Source organism: Gillisia mitskevichiae, from assembly GCF_003634585.1.
In the GTDB taxonomy this organism is placed as follows: Bacteria; Bacteroidota; Bacteroidia; order Flavobacteriales; family Flavobacteriaceae; genus Gillisia; species Gillisia mitskevichiae.
This window is the reverse complement of record NZ_RBLG01000002.1, coordinates 975,195-994,559: the sequence shown is the minus strand read 5'-3', so window position 1 is coordinate 994,559 and position 19,365 is coordinate 975,195. Positions and strand designations below refer to the sequence as shown.

The window sequence follows — 19,365 nt, the reverse complement described above, 5'->3', positions numbered from 1 at the left end:
AGATTTAACAAATATTTCTGTTTAATGTTTATCTATAAAGATTAAACAATATGTATCTTTGAAAAAGAAAGAAAGAATTATGGCAACGAAAAAGCAACCGATAGAAAAAAAGTTCAGTAAGGAGATCTTGATTGAATTTTATATGGATTATGTTCTAGAGCATGAGCAAATGCCTAAAAGTGTTTATAAGTTCACGAAAGAGCATAAAATTACAGAAGATCAATTTTATGAATATTTCGGAAGTTTTGAAGGACTTAGAAAAGGGATTTGGAGTCAGTTTTATATGAATACTATGGAAGTAATGCATCAAAGCATTGAATTTGAAACTTTTACTCCCAGAGAAAAACTGCTCACTTTTTATTATACTTTCTTCGAATTGTTAACTGCTAATAGAAGTTATGTACTCCTAACTCTTAATGAAAATCCAAATAAGCTTAAAAATTTAGAACAACTAAAGGAGCTTAGAAAAGACATAAAAGTTTTCGCTAAAGAGTTGATCTCTGAAGGAAATGAAAATAAAAATAATCAAATTTTAAAGCAATCTGAGGTTGTGTTTTCAGAAGCTAGCTGGATTCAGTTTTTATTTATCCTAAAATTTTGGTTAGATGATAATTCAGCAAAATTTGAAAGTACAGATATAGTAATTGAGAAGTCCGTAAATACTGTTTTCGATCTTTTTGATAATACACCACTAGAGCGAGTGATAGATTTAGGTAAATTCCTGTGGAAAGAAAAAATGAATTAAATAGGTTTTAAAACCACTCGGGTATAGTGCCCTACAATTTTATTTCCCTACAAGTAAATTCTATACCTGTGTGGTTTTCAACAATAACCTTAAACTATGAAGACAATAGATAGCATACCAACTGGAAAACTAGGAAGAACTAGTAAAATGGTGCAAACCGGTGTAAAAGTTGGTGGTAATTATATTAAATATTATAGTAAAAAAGCCTTTGATAAGAGCTTAACTCGTGATGAGTTAAACGAGGAAAATGCTTCAGATATTTATGATGGATTAAAGAGTTTAAAGGGGAGTGCCCTTAAAGTGGCTCAAATGCTTTCTATGGAAAAAAGCCTTATGCCTAGTGCTTATGTAGAGAAATTCTCCTTAGCGCAATTTAGTGTGCCGCCATTATCGGCTCCTTTAGTTAGAAAAACTTTTAAAAAATATAATGGAAGCTACCCCGAGCAACTTTATGATACGTTTGCAACGCAGTCGGTAAATGCAGCCAGCATTGGACAAGTGCATTTGGCTACAAAGAATGGGAAAAAACTTGCTGTGAAAATCCAATATCCGGGCGTTGCAGATAGTATCAGTTCAGATCTGGCAATGGTAAAACCTATTGCAACCAGAATGTTCAATTTACAAGGGAAAGATTCAGAAAAGTACTTTAAAGAGGTAGAGGGGAAGCTGCTGGAAGAGACAGATTATATTTTGGAAGTAGAGCAAAGCAAGGAGATCTCTATGGCTTGCTCTCATATTCCTAATCTAAAATTCCCTAAGTATTATGAGGATCTTTCTAGTGAGCGCATTATTACTATGGATTGGATGGAAGGGGAGCATTTGAGCGAATTTTCTACAAGAAATTCAAATCAAATACTTTCAAATAAAATAGGTCAGGCATTATGGGATTTCTACATGTATCAGATGCACGGTTTAAAAGCTGTACATGCCGATCCGCATCCTGGTAATTTTTTGGTGGATGCTGATTCAAATTTAATTGCGATAGATTTTGGTTGCGTTAAAAGAATTCCTGAAGATTTTTATACGCCATATTTTGAATTAGCCGAAAGGAAAAATTTGGACAATAAAGATTTCTTCAACAAGAAATTATTTGAACTTGAGATCTTACGTGAAAGTGATTCTAAAAAAGAAAGAGATTTCTTTTCAGAAATGTTTTACGAAATGTTCAATATGTTCTCTACTCCATTTCAATCTGAGGCTTTTGATTTTACAGATGAGGCTTTTTGGAATAATCTTACAGAATTAAGTGAGAGATATAGTAAGGATCCAGAACTTCGAAAAATGAATGGTTCCCGTGGGAGTCAGCATTTTTTATATATGAGTAGAACATTTTTTGGACTTTATAACTTGCTTCATGATCTAAAAGCAACTATACAAGTAAATAATTATAAGAAAATGATATAAGGATTAATATTGGTTAGGTTGAATAGAAAAGCATCACTATTGCGAGTGATGCTTTTCTTATTTTTATAATAAAAGAGACAATTCTTAATTTTGCATGATCTCTTCTTTTTTGCTTATTTCAGTCTTTACTCTATTCTTTACATAGGTTTCTAACCATTGGTCTTGCTCCCATAACACATGTAAAACAGATTCTTTTGCACTGTATCCATGACTTTCTTTTGGTAAGATCACCAATCTTGCCGTGGCTCCAAGTCCTTTTAAAGCATTAAAATATCGTTCACTTTGCATAGGGTATGTTCCAGAATTATTATCTGCTTCTCCATGTATAAGTAACAAAGGAGTTTTCATTTTATCTGCATGCATAAAAGGAGACATGTTGTTATAAACTTCTGGGGCTTCCCAATAGCTTCGCTCTTCACTTTGAAATCCAAAAGGAGTTAAGGTTCTATTGTAGGCACCACTTCTAGCAATTCCAGCTGCAAAAAGATTAGAATGAGATAATAAGTTCGCCGTCATAAAAGCTCCATAGCTATGACCACCAACAGCAACTCTATTTCTGTCTATATAACCCATTTCATCTACAGCATCTATTGCAGCTTTTCCGTTAGCCACCAATTGTTTTCTAAAACTATCATTTGGCTGCTCATCCCCTTCGCCAATAATAGGAAAGGAAGCATCATCTAAAACAACATATCCTCTGTTTACCCAGTAAATTGGAGAACCATAATAAGGATAAGTGAAATCATTTGCATTAGAAGTGTTTTGGGAAGCCGAACTTTTATCCTTGAATTCTCTCGGATAAGCCCAAAGGATCATTGGTAATTTCTCTTTAGAATCTTGATTATAGTTAGCAGGTAAATATAAAGTTCCGTTTAATTCTAGTCCGTCCTCTCTTTTATAGGTGATCACTTCTTTATGAACGTCTTGCAAGCTTTTAAAAGGATTCTCAAAATTTGTTATTTGAGTTATGGCATCTTTTTTATTAATATCTCTTAAATAGTAATTAGGATATTCTGTAGAAGACTCAATTCTTACTAAAATTTCACCTTTGTTAATGTCTATGGCTTCTACTAAGGTTTCCTTTTTTTCATTATAATTAGAACGGTACATATTTGTGGTTTCTGCACTTTTAAGATCTATCTTATCTACAAAAGGGAACTGACCTTTTTCCGTAAAACCTCTTCCCATTAAGAAAGCTTGATTATCCTTTAGTGCCAGTATATTTGTTCCATACTGATTCTTCTGTGTAACAAAGTTTCCTGGATCGCTATATTGATCTTGATAGTTTCTATTGAATAATACTTTTGGAGCTTTTTTGTTATTGGAAGGGTCAAAAACATAAGTTCTAGTGTTTCTGTTGTTCCACCAGTAATCATAAGCGATTGCGGTATTTTTATTTCCCCAGGTGATACCGGAAAACCTGTCTTTTGTTTTCAAGATAGATCTTCCTTCTCCTTTAAAAGGAGCAACTAGTGTAAATACCTCATCTCGGTATTCAACTTCAACTTCTGGGTCTCCACCATCTAATACTTTTGCATAAACTAAGGTGGCTGGAGCATCACTTCTCCAATTTAGATCTCTTCTACCTTCTCTTTCCGCCATAAATCCAATTGGCAATACTTCAGAAAGAGGGACATCATTCACTTTACTTATTTCTTTACCTGTTTTATCATAGATCACTGTTTCAAAAGGAAATCTATAATAAGGTACTATATAAGAAAATGGTTTTTTAATACTAGATACCATTACGAAGTTTCCATCGGGAGAAAAGGAGATCTCATTATACATTTTAGAATCCATCCACGCTGTAGCGTTTCCGTTAAGATCTACTTTTACTAGACTTGCATGTGCTAATTGTTCAAAATTAAATTCATCATTTGGAGTTTGTAGTAAATCTTGATAGGTGCGATTTTGTGCTTTTTGTCCATCACTGGTAGAAATAGTTGGACCAGTAGGTACAGCTGTATTGGTATTAATTAACTCTTTTCTATTTTCAGGAAGCATTTTAACCAGCACGGCAGAACCATCCTTAAACCAGTTAATGACATCTCTCATATTTGCATTCAAAGTTGCATCGGTTAATTTTTTAGCTGAAGCTGCTGCAATATCTAACACCCATAATTCTACACCAGTTTCTGTGGTATGTGTCATAGCAATTTTAGACTCGTCTGGAGACCAAGAGAAATTTGCTAAACGTGGATTTTCTGGTAATCCTACAATAGATTTTGGAGCATCAGATTTTAAAGATTTTACCTCCACGTTATTATAATAGGTTGTTCTACTATTAATATTGGTTTTAGGATTAATCCTTAATCCCCCTAATCTTAATTCCTGTTCACTTAATTCTGAAATAGATTTGTATTGATCTCTATATAAAAATACCATCATTTCTCCTTTACTATCTACTAGAGTAGCTGGAGCTAAGGGAACATCTACAAGATCCATGATCTCCTTAGGTGGTTTTTGATAGGTTAAATTTTCCTGAGCTTGAAGATTCGCGAATAAAAAACACGCTAAAAAGCATAATAGAATTTTTTTCATAGATTAATTTTTAAATATTTAAGATACCACCGCAAATAACCGGGTTTAAAAAAATTAATGTTTCTTATATTGCGGGGCAAAAATTTATTAATTGCTTAAATTTAGTAAGAATAAATATTAATACCATAATTATACACGTATGTATCAATCAAAAATAGCCGGATTGGGAAGTTATGTTCCTGAAAATGTGGTAACCAATGACGATCTTTCCAAATTGATGGATACCAACGATGCTTGGATCCAAGAGAGAACAGGGATCAAAGAACGCAGACACATTAAAAAAGGAGATGGAAATTCTACCGCGATCATGGGCGTAAAGGCGGCTAAAATCGCTTTAGAACGTGCAAAGATCTCGAAAGATGATATAGAACTAATAGTTTTTGCAACTTTAAGTCCAGATTACTATTTCCCTGGGTGTGGAGTGCAAGTACAAGAAATGTTAGATATTCATACCTGCCCTGCTATTGATGTACGTAACCAATGTAGCGGATTTATTTATGCGCTTTCTGTCGCAGATCAATTTATAAAGACCGGGATGTACAAAAATGTGCTGGTTATAGGTAGTGAAAATCATAGTGGAGGTTTAGATTTTACAACCCGCGGAAGATCTGTTTCAGTGATTTTTGGGGATGGAGCTGGAGCAGCTGTTTTAACTAGAAGCAACCATATTGGACAAGGAATTCTTTCTACTCATTTACATTCGGAAGGGAAGAATGCTATGGAACTTTCTCTAAAAGGACCAAGTACAATGCATTGGGTGCCAGAGATAATTGCTGAAAATCCTCAGGGAGATGATATTCCTTATTACCCTTATATGAATGGGCAATTCGTGTTTAAAAATGCGATCACGCGTTTTTCTGAAGTGATCCATGAGGGCCTTAAAGCCAACGGATTGGAAGTGGAAGATATAGATATGCTTATCCCGCATCAGGCAAATTTAAGGATCTCTCAATTTATTCAGAAGAAATTAAAACTAAGCGACGATCAGGTTTTCAATAATATTCAGAAATACGGGAATACTACTGCGGCATCTATTCCTATTGCTCTTACTGAAGCTTGGGAGCAAGGTAAAATAAAAGACGGAGACGTGGTTGTATTAGCTGCTTTTGGAAGTGGCTTTACTTGGGGTAGTGCTATTATTGAATGGTAAAATATTTTAGTTGTTAATCAAGAAAGCCCGTATAGTAATATCTATACGGGCTTTCTTTTCGACTAACTAACTAATTAAATGATTATTTAAAATAATCCACCACCATCTTTCTCGTTATCATCTCGATTTTTACGTCTTAATGCTTTGTTTTTTCCTCCACCAAATCTGTATGAAAATCCTATAAATACAGTTTGACTTTCTGGATTAAGTGTTCCTTCTTGTTTATAAGGTTCGTCTGCAGTAAATTTTAATTTCTGAGTATTAAAAATATCTGTAAAATTTAAGCTAAGTGTCGCCTTATCATCTAAAAAACTATATCGCGCACCCGTATTCACAAAATAAAAGGCTTTAGCTTTAAATTGTAAATCTTGGCCTGGTGCTCTGTAATATCCAAACAATTGGAAGGTTAGATCTTCTGTAGCTTTAAAGCTGTTATTTATTCTGAAGTTAAAGCTTGTATTTTCGTTTTCTACAAATTTTTCTCCAATTATACCACGGTTATTCTGATTGTAAATTTCAAAACTTGAATTAATACTCCACCACTTATTAGGTTTATAGCTTCCGGAAAGTTCCAATCCAAAAGCATTATTGTCCTCTCCATTAATATACGTTAAAAGTAATTTTGCAGGATCTTCCGGATCTATTGAAAATGTCTGATTGATCTCATTTTGAATAAATCTATAAAATACTCCTCCTGTGAAATTCCCTTTGTCTAAATTTTGAGTATAGTTAAACTCTACTGAACTGGTAAATTGTGGGTCTAATTCTGGATTTCCAACCCCAGTAATTCTGGGAGTGCTAAATTCTCTTACCGGGTTTACCTGGCTTAAACTAGGTCTATCTACACGTCTTCCGTAGTTTAACTGAAGGGTTTTCTTATCAGATAAAGTATAAGTTACATACGCTGTAGGATATACAGTTAAATAATCATCTTCGAAGATCTTTGTGCCATCTAAAACAGCTTCCACATCATATTGTTCTAACCTTGCGCCTAATTGATAAGACCACTTTTCGAAGGTTTGTCCATAAGTAGTATAGAAAGAGTAAATATTGTTATCGTAGTTATAATTGGCATTATTTAAATTGGAATTGGTTGTGATGTAGGTATTATTAGTCTCTCGCATTCTGGCTTCGGCTCCTAATTCTAATTTAGATTTCTCGCTTAAAGGATTTACATAATCTAAATTTATCGTGGTGTTGGAGTTATCATTAGCAACATCGTCTCTGTAAGAGAGAAAATTATTTTCACCTCCTTCAAATTCAAAATCGGCAATTTCTGTATCGTCACCTTCATTATAGTTTAATTCTAGTTCTATATTGTGACCCTCTTTTTCGAATTCTCTTTTATAATCAAAATTATAGGAGCTGGATAATCCTTCGCTATCCATAAAAAAATTCTGAGTAAGATTTAAGCTTAGATCATTAAAGTTTTCAATTTTAATAATACCAATAGGTTCTCCTTGAGATTTATTTTGGTTGGTGTAGAAAGAAAAGGTATTCTTATCATTTAAATAAAAATCTACACCTATTTTATATAAATATGAGTTGTTATCATTCTGAACAAAGATGTTATCTTGAGAATTAGACTCTTCTCTAAAAATCCTTCCGTTAAAATCTTTCTTACCGAAGTTTCCACCAATATTTGTATAGAAGTTGAATTTTCCTGTTCGGTAGTTCATATCTAAGGAACCATTTGCTCTAGTGTGTTTCCCGAATGTTACACCAGTACTTACATTCGCATTAAAACCTAAGTTTGAATTTTTATGTAGTATTATATTGATAATTCCACTCATTCCTTCGGGATTGTATTTAGCTGAAGGATTCGTGATTAATTCTACACTTTTAATAGAAGTACTAGGAATTTGCTTTAATAATTGAGCTGCGGGAACATTTGTGGGTTTACCATCCACTAGGATTCTCACATTGTCATTACCGCGCATAGCGATATTCCCATCCTGATCTACTGTTAGAGTAGGCAGGTTTCCCATGATATCGGAGGCAGATGCACCGGTAGTTGTTAGATCCTTTCCTATGTTAATTACCTTTCTATCTATTTTTTGTTCTATAGTAGAACGTTCAGCAACTATAGTAACATCATCTAGACTGGCAATATCTGCTTCTAATTGAATAGACCCAATATTTATCAATTTATTACCAGAACTAATTTCTATGGATTTAGAATAGGTTTTATAACCAATAAATTGCACTTGCAAAGTATAAGTGCCCTCTGGGATATCTTTGATGATAAAACTTCCATCATCTTGAGAACTATTTCCAGAAACTAATTTACCTTCAGCATTATTAATTAAAACTGTAGCATAAGGAATGGGATCCCCGAGATCCTTGTCTACGACCATTCCTGAAATTTGACCTAATACACTTCCTTTGGATGCTTGAAAGGCATTTGCTTGTAGGAGACTGAACAAGCTTAAAATTAAGATTAACTGTTTCATTTTTGATTGATGTTGATGTTGATGATTGATGTTAAAAAACTATATATTAAGCAAGGTAGCTTGCAATGCATAATAAACTGAACTAAAAAAAGGCCTTCCGGCATTTCACTCTATCTAATAGACGACTCAATTTGAAGATTGTTACATAATTTTATAAAAAAACCCATCTTCCCTGCGAAGATGGGTTTAAAATCGTAAACTTATAAAACACTACCATCAAAGTGTTTCGTTTACAGATGTCCTTATATAATAGACGGTTGCAATTTTAATTTGTTACACTCTCAGGTAAATATTAACTTTGAATTCTATGAAAAAGAAAACTTTAGTACTTGGAGCTTCTCTAAATCCAACTCGTTATTCCAATTTGGCTATAGAGCGTCTTGTACGGAAAAATATAATAACAGAGGCAGTAGGTTTAAGAGAAGGAACTGTAAATGGGGTGACCATTAATACAGAAATGGTAGATTTTGAGAATATAGATACCATAACCCTATATCTAAACGCAAAAAGGCAGGAAGCTTATTACGATTATATCATCGATTTACAGCCAAATAGGGTGATTTTTAATCCGGGGACAGAGAACCCTGAGTTATATAAGCTACTTACTAAAAATAATATTGAATTCCAGAATGCATGTACGCTAGTCATGCTTTCTACGAATCAATATTAATCCTAAAAAGGTTAGTGCTCCGTTTAGAATAAGCACAAAAAAGCCAAATTCAAATCCAAACCAAGCTTCACTGTTCATGCTAATGAGGTAGCAAACAATTGGAGATAAAATTGCTATTATTGGAACCAATTTATCCTTCACCAACCATTTAGTGAAAAGACCAAAGCTATAAAGACCTAATAATGGCCCATAAGTATAACCAGCAAATACAAAGAGTTTAGCAATTACGCTTTCATCTTTAATTATATATTTAAAACTTACAATTACAAGTATTAGTACAATAGAAACCGTAACATGAATTCGCTTTCTAACAATTTCCTGTTTTGCAAGTTCATATCTTTTTTCAATATCTAAAATGTCTATACTAAAGGAAGTGGTAAGTGAGGTTAGTGCACTATCTGCGCTACTGTAAGCTGCTGCAATGAGTCCGAGTATAAAGAAAGTGGCAATTCCTATTCCTAATCCACTTTGAGTTGCGATCACTGGAAATAGATCATCTTTAAAAGCATCTATGCCATTTAATCTGGCATATTCTGTTAGTAACATCCCCAATGCCAAAAACAGCAAATTCACAAAAGTCAGTACGATGGTAAACCAGAACATGTTCTTTTGTGCATCTTTTAGATTTCTACAAGTAAGATTTTTTTGCATCATATCTTGATCTAAACCTGTCATCACGATCGCAATAAAAGCTCCGGAAATAAATTGTTTCCAGAAATAGTCAGCACTTTTAAAATCATCAAAAAAGAACATTTTAGAAAAATCACTATCGGCAATATGCCCAATTAAATTGCTTCCTTGAATGCCTAAACTATCTGAAACATAATATATACTTACTCCCACAGCAATTAGCATGCATAGCGTTTGTAATGTATCTGTATAAACAATGGTTTTTATACCAGATTTAAAAGTGTAAAGCCAAATTAAGGCGATGGTCATAACAACGGTGGCCCAAAAAGGAATTCCCAAGGTGTCAAAGAGAATTATTTGCAACACATTGGCTACTAGAAAGAGTCTAAAACTAGCACCTACAATTCGGGATAAAAGGAAGAAGGATGCCCCTGTTTTATAAGAGTATCTACCAAACCTACTTTCCAAATAAGTATAAATGGAGGTCAGGTTCATTTTATAATATAGTGGGAGTAAAACCAGTCCAATTACTGCATATCCTACTATATATCCTAAAACCACCTGCATATAGCTAAACTGGCTGGCTTCTACCCATCCAGGAACAGATATAAAAGTAACTCCACTAAGAGATGCTCCAATCATTCCAAAAGCAACAACATACCAGGGAGATTGTCTATTTGCTTTGAAAAAGGCATCGTTGTTAGAATTTTTGCCGGTAAAGTAAGAGATTATTAATAGGGCTCCAAAATAAGAAGCTATTAACAGTAGGATGTAAGCTGGTTGCATAGAATTTTAATTTCGGGGCCAAATTACAAATTAATGCTATAAGTTCTTAATTAGGTTAGCCATCTAATATTTAGAAGTATCCTATAAAAAATGTAATTTTGAACCATGGATTTTTCTTCAAAACTATTGGAACAAGCAGTGGCAGAAATGTCACAGTTACCTGGTATTGGTAAACGTACCGCATTGAGATTGGTATTACATTTACTTAAGCAACCCGCAACTCAAACTCAGCAACTCGCAGAAGCCTTATTAGATTTAAAAGCGAATATTAAATTATGCAAGAATTGTCATAATATTAGCGATACCGAGATTTGCGAGATTTGCGCGAATCCTAATAGAACCAGAGAATTAGTTTGTGTGGTAGAAGACATAAGGGACGTAATGGCTATAGAGAATACAGGTCAATATCGCGGATTATATCATGTGTTGGGAGGTAAAATAAGTCCTATGGACGGGATTGGACCATCGCAGTTAACCATAAAATCTTTAATAGATAAGGTGAAAGAAGGAGAGGTTAAAGAGATTATTTTTGCTCTTAGCAGTACTTTAGAAGGCGATACCACCAATTTTTATATTTTTAGGCAACTGGAAGGAATAGAGATTAAGACTTCTACTATTGCAAGAGGGATTTCTGTGGGAGACGAATTAGAATATGCAGATGAGGTTACTTTAGGGAGAAGTATTACCAATAGAATTCCTTTTGAAAGTTCTTTAAAAAGCTAAATGCTATGGTAGATTTAATTTAAATGAGTCTTATCCCTTTACTTTAAAGGATCATAATTGTAAATTTACCAGCATCAGAATGTGTTATTTTAAGGTTGAATTCAACTCAAAAAATAATTTTATTACATATTTAATACTTCTGAAGTGTTAAATTGAGTAATTTCGCAATCAGAATTATAAAAAACATCGTTGAGATAATAATATGGCAAAGTTTGAACTTAAGTTACCCAAAATGGGGGAAAGCGTCGCAGAAGCAACAATCACTAGCTGGTTAAAAGAAGTTGGAGATACTATTGAAGCAGATGAGGCAGTATTGGAGATAGCAACAGATAAAGTTGACAGTGAAGTTCCAAGTGAGGTGGATGGTGTGCTTATTGAAAAACTTTTTGGGCCAGATGATGTTGTGCAAGTTGGGCAAACTATTGCAATAATCGAAACAGAAGGTGGAGACGATACTAAGGCGCCAGCAGCTGAAACTAAAAAACCGGAAGGTGCATTGGTAGAGGAAGCAGAAGAATTGGTGACTTCAGCTAAAAGCGCTTCAGAAACTTCTACAGAAGATTTCTCTGATTCGACAAAATTCTATTCCCCTTTAGTTAAGAATATAGCAAAGAAAGAAGGTGTTTCTTTACAGGAATTAGAAAAACTGAAGGGTACTGGGAAAGACGAAAGAGTTACAAAAAATGATATTTTAGGATATTTAGAAGAAAGATCTTCTCAACCAAAATCTACGGCGGGAGTTTCTGCTCCAGCTCCAGCTCCATCTGCACCGGTAGCTAAGAAGCCATCTGCACCTGTAAGTGTTAACGGTGGCGATGAGATCATTGAAATGAGTAGAATGGGTAAAATGATCGCTCACCATATGGTGGAGAGTGTTCAAACCTCTGCGCATGTACAATCTTTCATAGAAGTAGATGTAACCAATATTTGGAATTGGAGAAGCAAAAATAAGACAGCTTTTGAGAAGAGAGAAGGAGAGAAACTTACTTTCACTCCAATCTTTATGGAAGCTGTTGCAAAGGCGATCAAGGATTTCCCAATGATAAATATCGCTCTAGATGGTGATAAGATCATTAAAAGAAAAAATATAAATCTTGGAATGGCTGCTGCTCTTGGAAATGGAGATTTAATCGTACCGGTTATTAAAAATGCCGATAGATTGAATCTTGTGGGAATGGCAAAAGCTGTGAATGATCTTGCAAATAGAGCTCGTGAGAATAAATTAAAGCCAGATGATATTCAGGGAGGAACTTATACTGTAACGAATGTTGGTACGTTTGGAAGCATCATGGGAACTCCAATTATAAATCAGCCACAAGTAGCTATTTTAGCTCTTGGAGCTATTAGAAAGGTGCCAGCAGTTATTGAAACTCCTGAAGGGGATTTTATAGGTATTCGTTATAAAATGTTCTTATCACATAGTTATGACCACCGTGTTGTAAATGGAGCATTAGGAGGACAATTTGTGCAACGTGTTGCGCAGTATCTGGAAGCTTTTGATAAAAATAGAGAAGTTTAAAGCCTAATAAGAAGTTCGTAAAGGGGTTCTTATTAGTAAATATATATAAGCTTAAAAAGCCACGAATACTTCATGAATCTTGAAGTATTCGTGGCTTTTAATTTTCCTGAAGATCAGATTAGGGATCAATTGAAATAGAAGATGACTTTGAATTTTTAGAACATTCAAAATATAGTACCTTTACAAAAATCATCTAATTTTATGGAGTTAAAACTCACAAAACCAATTTGCTTTTTCGATCTTGAGACTACTGGAACAAATGTAGCTAAGGATAGAATTGTTGAAATTTCTATTTTAAAAGTATTTCCTAATGGGAATAAAGAAAGTAAAACCTGGTTGGTAAATCCTGAAATGGATATTCCGGCTGAGGTAATTGCTATACACGGGATTTCTAATGAAAAAGTAGCAAATGAACCAACCTTTAAAGTCTTGGCTCCAAAAATCTACGAAATGATTAAAGGTTGCGATTTAGGGGGTTATAATTCTAACAGGTTTGATATTCCATTGCTTGCTGAAGAATTATTGCGAGCAGATGTAGATTTCGACATGAAAAATCAAGCTTCGGTAGATGTACAAACCATCTTCCATAAAATGGAACAAAGAACATTATCTGCGGCATATAAATTCTACTGTGATAAGGATCTTGAAGGAGCTCATGGAGCAGAAGCAGATACAAATGCAACCTACGAGGTTTTAAAATCTCAGTTAGACAAATATGAAGATTTAGAGAACGATATGTCTTGGCTTTCTAAATACAGTGAAAGAAGAAAATTTGCAGACTTTGCAGGTTTTATTGCTTTCGATAAAAAAGGGGAAGAGGTATTTGCTTTTGGGAAATACAAAGGGAAACATGTCTCCAAAGTATTAGATGAGGAGCCTGGCTATTTCGGATGGATCCAAAATGCTGACTTTCCATTATATACTAAGAAGATCCTCACTGGGATTAAATTAAGAAAACTGAATACAAAAGTGAAATAGCGGGCTTATATGAAAATTATTTGCATTGGGAGAAACTATAGTGCCCACATTTCAGAACTAAAAAATGAAAAGCCAGAAGAGCCGGTTATATTTTTAAAGCCAGATACTTCAATTCTTTTAAAAAAGCAGCCATTTTTTATACCAGACTTCAGTAATGATGTTCACTATGAAGTGGAAATATTGGTAAAAATAAATAGGGTTGGGAAGTATATTGAAGAGCAATATGCCCACAAATATTACAATGAGATTGGGTTAGGTATAGATTTTACCGCTAGGGACCTTCAGCAAAAATTAAAAGATAAAGGTTTGCCATGGGAAAAGGCCAAAGGTTTTGATGGTGCAGCTGTGATTGGAGAAAAATGGATAGATAAAAATTCCTTTTCCCACCTAAATAATATTAACTTTAGCTTGCTTAAAAATAATGAACCGGTGCAAACGGGTAATACCAGTGATATGTTGTGGAAAATAGATGAGATTATTTCTTATGTCTCGAAATATTTCACTTTAAAAATTGGTGATATTATTTTTACAGGAACTCCAGAAGGAGTTGGTAAGGTTGAGGTTAACGATGTCTTAACTGGACGAATAGAAGAAGATCAACTATTTTCAATACAGGTAAAATAAATGAAGAACTACAACTTAGACGACGTAATAGAGATGGCCGGTGGAGATGATGATTTTGTGAAGATCATTGTTCAAACTTTTTTAGAAGAGATCCCACCAGATGTGGCGTCAATGTCAGAAGCTATTTCTAGTAGTAATCCCGCATTAGCGTATCAATTTGCCCATAAGATGAAACCTAATCTACAGCTTTTTGGTTTGAATCAAATGGATAATATATTATTGATCGAGGCATGGTCTAAAGGTAAGGAGCGGGAAACAAATGCTCGTGATGCAGGAGAAAAGATAGCCGCTAAGGTTAGATTGGCAGAACGAGAGTTGAAAAATGATTTTGCGCTCTAATGATTGCAGAAATTATTACAATTGGAGATGAGATTCTCATTGGTCAGATTGTAGATACAAATTCTGCACATATTGCCCAAGAACTTAATAAAATTGGTGTATCTGTTCATCAAATTACATCTGTGGAAGATGAACACGAACATATACTTACTACGCTTAAAGAGGCTTCTAAACGCGCAGATATCATATTGATCACTGGCGGATTGGGTCCTACTAAAGATGATATCACCAAAAAGGTATTATGTGAGTTTTTTGGAGATTCACTCGTAAGAGATGATGCTGTTTTGAGGCATATAGAATTTCTTTTTGAGAAATATGTTACTACACCTATCTCAGATCTTAATAGAGAACAGGCGCTTATGCCGTCCAAAGCAATTGCTTTACATAACGAGTACGGGACAGCTCCTGGTTTATGGATGAAAAATGCAGAAAAGGTGTTTATTGCCATGCCTGGAGTGCCGTTCGAGATGAAATCTTTGATGGAACGAGAAGTTTTGCCAAGATTAATTAAGGAGTTTAAGAGACCATTTATTTATCATAAGACAATTAGAACTTATGGTTTAGGAGAAAGTGCTATTGCTCAGAGATTAGAGGATTGGGAGAATAATCTACCTGTTCATATTAAGCTGGCTTATTTGCCAAGTTTTGGGACTGTTAGGTTAAGACTTTCTGGAAAGGGATTAAATGAGGAAGATCTTAAATTTTCTATTGAGCAAGAATTTGAAAAGATTTACCCAATCTTAGAAGATATAATTGCAGATGTTAATGGAGAGAATGAAGATATAACCATTACAATAAGGGAATTATTAAATACTAAAAATCATTTTTTATCTGTTGCAGAAAGTTGTACCGGAGGAGAGTTGGCAACTAAATTCACTAAAAATCCAGGAGCTTCTACCTACTTTAAGGGTGGAATTGTTACTTATGCAACAAAAGCTAAAGAGGATATTTTAAGTGTTCCTCATGCTATTATAGAAAAAAATACGGTGGTTAGTGCAGAGGTTGCAGAAGAAATGGCGAGGAATTCGAGGCTTATTTTTAAATCGGATTATGCTATTTCCACGACGGGAAATGCTGGCCCAGATAAAGGAGATAGTGATAAAGATGTAGGAACGGTGTTTATTGGTATTGCCACTCCAGAGAAAGTTTTTTCTGAAGAATTTAAATTTGGAAGAAATAGAGAGCAAGTAGTTAAAAAAGCGGCGAATAAAGCCTTGGAAATGTTGCTAAAAGAGCTAATTTCTAAATAAAATTTTCTTCAGAAGTATTTGACACCAAAACAACTAGAACGCATCTCAATGATAAACAGGAAATAAGCTATAAAATATTTTTATTTTTATGTTGGCAGTTACTTAAAAAAATCGTTAATTTGCAGCCTGTTTTGAAATAACAAGATAAAGATTAGAGCAATGTCAAGAGTTTGTGAACTTACTGGTAAAAAAGCAATGGTTGGGAACAATGTTTCTCACGCCATGAATAAAACTAAACGTAAATTTAATATCAATTTATTAAAAAAACGTTTTTATATTCCTGAAGAAGATAAGTGGGTAACCCTAAAAATATCTGCTTCTGCATTAAAGAACATCAATAAAAAAGGGATCTCTGCTGTCATGAAAGAAGCTAGAGAAAAAGGATTTTTAAACAAATAATCCTCAACCATAAAGACACGGAAAAATGGCAAAGAAAGGCAATAGAATACAAGTTATCTTAGAGTGTACAGAACACAAAGAATCCGGAAAAGCGGGTACTTCTAGATATATATCAACAAAAAATAAAAAGAACACGCCAGATAGATTGGAGTTAAAGAAATTTAACCCAATTCTTAAGAAAATGACGGTTCATAAAGAAATTAAATAAGTATAAGTCATGGCAAAAAAATCAGTAGCATCGTTACAAACTGGATCTAAGAGATTATCTAAAGCCGTTAAAATGGTGAAATCTCCAAAAACTGGTTCTTATACTTTTGTTGAAAGTATAATGGCACCAGAAATGGTAAATGACTTTTTAGCTAAGAAATAAGTCATCCTAAAATATTTTAAAAGCCGTCCTGAGCCATCTGGACGGCTTTTTCTTTTTATGTATATTTACGCATGAATTTATGCTGATCCTTGGTTTAATTTCAGCAAGAAAACCTTCCAATAGAAATGAGTTTATTTAAAAAAATATTTTCCAAAGAGAAAAAAGAAACCCTAGATAAAGGATTAGAGAAGTCTAAGACCACCTTTCTTTCTAAAATGAGTAAAGCTGTTGCCGGGAAGTCTACGGTAGACGAAGATGTTTTAGATGATCTGGAAGATGTATTGGTAAGTAGTGATGTTGGTGTTGCAACCACTATTAAAATAATAAAGAGAATAGAAGAGCGGGTAGAACGAGATAAATACTTAGGGACAGCCGAACTTAATGAGATTTTAAGAGAAGAAATTGCAGGCTTACTTTCTGAAACAGAAACAGGTTCTGGCAATGGATTTGATTTTAATAATTCCAGCAAGCCCTATGTAATAATGGTGGTAGGTGTAAATGGGGTTGGTAAAACCACAACTATTGGAAAACTGGCGCATCAATTTAAAAAGGACGGTAAGAAAGTGCTTTTAGGGGCAGCAGATACCTTTAGAGCTGCTGCTATAGATCAACTTCAAGTTTGGGCAGATAGAACGGGAGTGCCAATTGTAAAACAACAAATGGGGAGTGATCCCGCATCTGTTGCTTTTGATGCTGTAGAGAGTGCAGTTAAACAAAATGTTGATGTTGTGATCATAGATACCGCTGGTAGATTACACAATAAAGTGAATTTAATGAACGAGCTTACCAAAGTGAAAAGGGTAATGCAAAAAGTGATTCCTAATGCACCTCATGAAGTTTTATTAGTTCTAGATGGTTCTACAGGGCAGAACGCTTTTGAACAGGCAAAACAATTCACGGCAGCTACAGAGGTTACTTCTCTTGCGGTAACTAAATTGGATGGAACAGCAAAAGGTGGTGTGGTGATTGGAATTAGTGATCAGTTTAAGATACCTGTTAAATATATTGGAGTAGGGGAAGGATTGGAAGATCTTCAAGTATTCAATAAATTTGAATTTGTAGATTCATTCTTTAAAAAACAATAATTTCTATATATTTTCTGATTTCTGCTTAAGAATGTTGAATCCTTAATATTTTTATTTAATATGAAACAGCTTTTACTTTCCCTATCAATATTAATAGTTATTTCCTGTAAAGAGGAGACAAAACTAGCTAGCTCTTTTCAGCAACAAGTTCAGGATACTACAAAAGTTACTGACTTTAGAGAATTTAAGGTATTGGATTCAAAGTATATCAAATCAGATTCTCTTTGGGCTCCTTTCAATACTGAATTGGATGCTTTTTCTGAAGATAGATATCAGCAATTATTGCCACTCATCTTAGATCAGGATATTCCAAACTTACAAAAAGCAGTTTATTCTGGGGATTTCAGTTATGAAGAAATGGTACTGTTTTACTTAAAACGCATTCAGAAATACGATAGAAATAATGAATTGAGTTTAAATTCTGTCATTTCTTTAAATCCGAATGTTTTGAAAGAAGCTCGAATTAAAGATCAAGGGCTTAAAAATAGAATGAGAAAGCACCCGATCTTCGGAATTCCTGTTCTCCTAAAAGATAATATAAATACTGTAGACATGCCAACTACGGCGGGTGCTGCTGCTTTAATTAATAATACAACTGATGATGCTTTTATAGTGAAGCGCCTAAAAGACAATGGGGCACTTATCTTGGGGAAAGCTAATTTAAGTGAGTGGGCTTATTTCTTCTGTGGCGACTGTCCAAGTGGATATTCGGCTGTAGGAGGACAAACTTTAAATCCTTACGGAAGAAGAATTTTAGACACAGGTGGTTCTAGTTCTGGGAGTGCAGTTTCTATAGCGGCAAATTTTGCAGCGGTTGCAGTAGGATCTGAAACTGCAGGTTCTATCTTATCTCCAGCTAGTCAGAACTCATTAGTGGGTTTAAAACCAACTATAGGTGTTTTAAGTAGAGGAGGTATCGTTCCAATTTCCAGTTATTTGGATACTCCGGGACCTATCACTAAAAATGTAATAGATAATGCGATCTTATTTTCTGCTATGTCTGGTAGAGATCCTCAAGATCCTGCTTCTGTAGAAAATAAAAACAATACCTCTAGTTATTTCGAAGATTTAGCTGAAGTTTCTTTAAAAGGAAAACGTTTTGGAGCATTAAGATCCTTAATGGAAGACAGCTTATATGTAGCGGCTATCAGTGATCTTAGATCTGCTGGTGCAGAAATAATAGAATTTGAGAGTGAAGACCTGGATCTTCCAAATTTTACTCGTTTTCTAAATTTGGAAATAAAGAGAGATCTTCCAGTGTATTTCAAAAAATATGGGAATAAAGATTTGTCATTTAAGAGCGTTAAGGATGTGGTTTCCTATAATAATTCAGATTCTTTATTACGAGCACCATATGGCCAAAAGTTATTTGACGGAATAGTGGCCGATTCTGCAACTCCAAATGAATTTGCAGCTATTCAGGACACGCTAACTACGAATGGGAAACGTTTTTTTGAGGTTCCTATGAAAGCTCATAATTTAGACGGAATTCTTTCCATAAATAATTACCATGCAGGATTTGCGGCAGTTGCAAAATATCCTGCAATCACAGTTCCTATGGGATATGCAGAAAATAATGCACCCAAGGGCTTAACATTTATTGCTAGACCATATCAAGAAGCTGCTCTATATAGCTGGGCTTTAGCTTACGAAAAAGCCTCAGGGAAAAGAGTTTCTCCTTCAAACTATAAAAACTAGT

18 protein-coding genes are annotated in these 19,365 nt (G+C 34.3%); 15 read left to right on the top strand and 3 right to left on the bottom strand.

Features of this window, described 5'->3' with window-relative positions:
• Nucleotides 1–79 precede the first annotated feature (79 nt).
• Together BC962_RS10280 and BC962_RS10275 are read left to right on the top strand one after the other, a co-directional pair.
• Complete coding sequence (locus BC962_RS10280) at nucleotides 80–745, top strand: TetR family transcriptional regulator C-terminal domain-containing protein (RefSeq protein ID WP_121345909.1); 666 nt, start codon at nucleotides 80–82, stop codon at nucleotides 743–745.
• A gap of 96 nt (nucleotides 746–841) precedes the next feature.
• Nucleotides 842–2,149, top strand: coding sequence for an ABC1 kinase family protein (locus tag BC962_RS10275; RefSeq protein ID WP_121345908.1), 1,308 nt, complete (start codon nucleotides 842–844; stop codon nucleotides 2,147–2,149).
• A gap of 84 nt (nucleotides 2,150–2,233) precedes the next feature.
• Here the strand turns inward: BC962_RS10275 and BC962_RS10270 are convergent, their stop codons facing one another.
• The gene (locus BC962_RS10270; protein ID WP_121345907.1) at nucleotides 2,234–4,690 is read right to left on the bottom strand and encodes a S9 family peptidase; all 2,457 of its coding nucleotides are present in this window, start codon (nucleotides 4,688–4,690) and stop codon (nucleotides 2,234–2,236) included.
• A gap of 139 nt (nucleotides 4,691–4,829) precedes the next feature.
• Between BC962_RS10270 and BC962_RS10265 the strand changes: the two genes are divergently transcribed.
• On the top strand, nucleotides 4,830–5,840 hold the full coding sequence (locus tag BC962_RS10265) for a 3-oxoacyl-ACP synthase III family protein (protein ID WP_121345906.1): 1,011 nt from the start codon (nucleotides 4,830–4,832) through the stop codon (nucleotides 5,838–5,840).
• A gap of 86 nt (nucleotides 5,841–5,926) precedes the next feature.
• Here the strand turns inward: BC962_RS10265 and BC962_RS10260 are convergent, their stop codons facing one another.
• On the bottom strand, nucleotides 5,927–8,293 hold the full coding sequence (locus BC962_RS10260; RefSeq protein WP_121345905.1) for a TonB-dependent receptor domain-containing protein: 2,367 nt from the start codon (nucleotides 8,291–8,293) through the stop codon (nucleotides 5,927–5,929).
• A 307-nt stretch (nucleotides 8,294–8,600) separates the two neighbouring features.
• Between BC962_RS10260 and BC962_RS10255 the strand changes: the two genes are divergently transcribed.
• A complete protein-coding gene (locus BC962_RS10255; protein ID WP_121345904.1) occupies nucleotides 8,601–8,963 on the top strand; it encodes a CoA-binding protein in 363 nt (120 codons plus the stop codon).
• Here the strand turns inward: BC962_RS10255 and BC962_RS10250 are convergent.
• The gene (locus BC962_RS10250) at nucleotides 8,934–10,379 is read right to left on the bottom strand and encodes a sodium:solute symporter (protein ID WP_121345903.1); all 1,446 of its coding nucleotides are present in this window, start codon (nucleotides 10,377–10,379) and stop codon (nucleotides 8,934–8,936) included. The two genes, BC962_RS10255 and BC962_RS10250, sit on opposite strands and share 30 nt — an antisense overlap.
• 105 nt (nucleotides 10,380–10,484) lie before the next feature.
• Here BC962_RS10250 and recR point away from each other — a divergent pair, with 105 nt between their 5' ends.
• The 11 genes from recR (at nucleotide 10,485) to BC962_RS10195 (ending at nucleotide 19,364) form a co-directional block, all read left to right on the top strand.
• Complete coding sequence (gene recR, locus BC962_RS10245; RefSeq protein WP_121345902.1) at nucleotides 10,485–11,102, top strand: recombination mediator RecR; 618 nt, start codon at nucleotides 10,485–10,487, stop codon at nucleotides 11,100–11,102.
• Nucleotides 11,103–11,304: 202 nt separating this feature from the next.
• A complete protein-coding gene (locus BC962_RS10240) occupies nucleotides 11,305–12,621 on the top strand; it encodes a dihydrolipoamide acetyltransferase family protein (RefSeq protein ID WP_121345901.1) in 1,317 nt (438 codons plus the stop codon).
• A 201-nt stretch (nucleotides 12,622–12,822) separates the two neighbouring features.
• The gene (locus tag BC962_RS10235) at nucleotides 12,823–13,599 is read left to right on the top strand and encodes a 3'-5' exonuclease (RefSeq protein WP_121345900.1); all 777 of its coding nucleotides are present in this window, start codon (nucleotides 12,823–12,825) and stop codon (nucleotides 13,597–13,599) included.
• A gap of 9 nt (nucleotides 13,600–13,608) precedes the next feature.
• The gene (locus BC962_RS10230) at nucleotides 13,609–14,223 is read left to right on the top strand and encodes a fumarylacetoacetate hydrolase family protein (protein WP_121345899.1); all 615 of its coding nucleotides are present in this window, start codon (nucleotides 13,609–13,611) and stop codon (nucleotides 14,221–14,223) included.
• Complete coding sequence (locus tag BC962_RS10225; RefSeq protein WP_121345898.1) at nucleotides 14,224–14,562, top strand: Hpt domain-containing protein; 339 nt, start codon at nucleotides 14,224–14,226, stop codon at nucleotides 14,560–14,562. It begins immediately after the preceding gene.
• Nucleotides 14,562–15,812 carry a competence/damage-inducible protein A gene (locus BC962_RS10220; protein ID WP_121345897.1) on the top strand — a complete coding sequence of 417 codons (1,251 nt, stop codon included), beginning with the start codon at nucleotides 14,562–14,564 and terminating at the stop codon, nucleotides 15,810–15,812. The genes BC962_RS10225 and BC962_RS10220 overlap by 1 nt, the downstream gene beginning before the upstream one ends.
• A gap of 159 nt (nucleotides 15,813–15,971) precedes the next feature.
• A complete protein-coding gene (gene rpmB / locus BC962_RS10215; protein ID WP_010229300.1) occupies nucleotides 15,972–16,211 on the top strand; it encodes a 50S ribosomal protein L28 in 240 nt (79 codons plus the stop codon).
• A gap of 25 nt (nucleotides 16,212–16,236) precedes the next feature.
• Nucleotides 16,237–16,419 (top strand): 50S ribosomal protein L33, encoded by a 183-nt coding sequence (rpmG, locus tag BC962_RS10210; RefSeq protein WP_121345896.1) that lies wholly within the window; start codon nucleotides 16,237–16,239, stop codon nucleotides 16,417–16,419.
• Between the two features lie 9 nt (nucleotides 16,420–16,428).
• Complete coding sequence (locus BC962_RS10205; protein ID WP_121345895.1) at nucleotides 16,429–16,581, top strand: DUF4295 domain-containing protein; 153 nt, start codon at nucleotides 16,429–16,431, stop codon at nucleotides 16,579–16,581.
• A gap of 125 nt (nucleotides 16,582–16,706) precedes the next feature.
• A complete protein-coding gene (ftsY, locus tag BC962_RS10200; RefSeq protein WP_121345894.1) occupies nucleotides 16,707–17,666 on the top strand; it encodes a signal recognition particle-docking protein FtsY in 960 nt (319 codons plus the stop codon).
• A gap of 60 nt (nucleotides 17,667–17,726) precedes the next feature.
• Nucleotides 17,727–19,364 carry an amidase family protein gene (locus BC962_RS10195; RefSeq protein ID WP_121345893.1) on the top strand — a complete coding sequence of 546 codons (1,638 nt, stop codon included), beginning with the start codon at nucleotides 17,727–17,729 and terminating at the stop codon, nucleotides 19,362–19,364.
• The last annotated feature ends 1 nt before the right edge of the window (nucleotide 19,365 follow it).

Coding starts and splice junctions, on each gene's coding strand:
- BC962_RS10270 (WP_121345907.1), bottom strand. CDS start 4,690: ATGAAAAAAATTCTATTATGCTTTTTAGCGTGTTTTTTATTCGCGAAT.
- BC962_RS10250 (WP_121345903.1), bottom strand. CDS start 10,379: ATGCAACCAGCTTACATCCTACTGTTAATAGCTTCTTATTTTGGAGCC.
- BC962_RS10235 (WP_121345900.1), top strand. CDS start 12,823: ATGGAGTTAAAACTCACAAAACCAATTTGCTTTTTCGATCTTGAGACT.
- BC962_RS10195 (WP_121345893.1), top strand. CDS start 17,727: ATGAAACAGCTTTTACTTTCCCTATCAATATTAATAGTTATTTCCTGT.
- BC962_RS10255 (WP_121345904.1), top strand. CDS start 8,601: ATGAAAAAGAAAACTTTAGTACTTGGAGCTTCTCTAAATCCAACTCGT.
- BC962_RS10205 (WP_121345895.1), top strand. CDS start 16,429: ATGGCAAAAAAATCAGTAGCATCGTTACAAACTGGATCTAAGAGATTA.
- rpmG (WP_121345896.1), top strand. CDS start 16,237: ATGGCAAAGAAAGGCAATAGAATACAAGTTATCTTAGAGTGTACAGAA.
- BC962_RS10275 (WP_121345908.1), top strand. CDS start 842: ATGAAGACAATAGATAGCATACCAACTGGAAAACTAGGAAGAACTAGT.
- recR (WP_121345902.1), top strand. CDS start 10,485: ATGGATTTTTCTTCAAAACTATTGGAACAAGCAGTGGCAGAAATGTCA.
- BC962_RS10265 (WP_121345906.1), top strand. CDS start 4,830: ATGTATCAATCAAAAATAGCCGGATTGGGAAGTTATGTTCCTGAAAAT.
- BC962_RS10260 (WP_121345905.1), bottom strand. CDS start 8,293: ATGAAACAGTTAATCTTAATTTTAAGCTTGTTCAGTCTCCTACAAGCA.
- rpmB (WP_010229300.1), top strand. CDS start 15,972: ATGTCAAGAGTTTGTGAACTTACTGGTAAAAAAGCAATGGTTGGGAAC.
- BC962_RS10220 (WP_121345897.1), top strand. CDS start 14,562: ATGATTGCAGAAATTATTACAATTGGAGATGAGATTCTCATTGGTCAG.
- ftsY (WP_121345894.1), top strand. CDS start 16,707: ATGAGTTTATTTAAAAAAATATTTTCCAAAGAGAAAAAAGAAACCCTA.
- BC962_RS10280 (WP_121345909.1), top strand. CDS start 80: ATGGCAACGAAAAAGCAACCGATAGAAAAAAAGTTCAGTAAGGAGATC.
- BC962_RS10225 (WP_121345898.1), top strand. CDS start 14,224: ATGAAGAACTACAACTTAGACGACGTAATAGAGATGGCCGGTGGAGAT.
- BC962_RS10240 (WP_121345901.1), top strand. CDS start 11,305: ATGGCAAAGTTTGAACTTAAGTTACCCAAAATGGGGGAAAGCGTCGCA.
- BC962_RS10230 (WP_121345899.1), top strand. CDS start 13,609: ATGAAAATTATTTGCATTGGGAGAAACTATAGTGCCCACATTTCAGAA.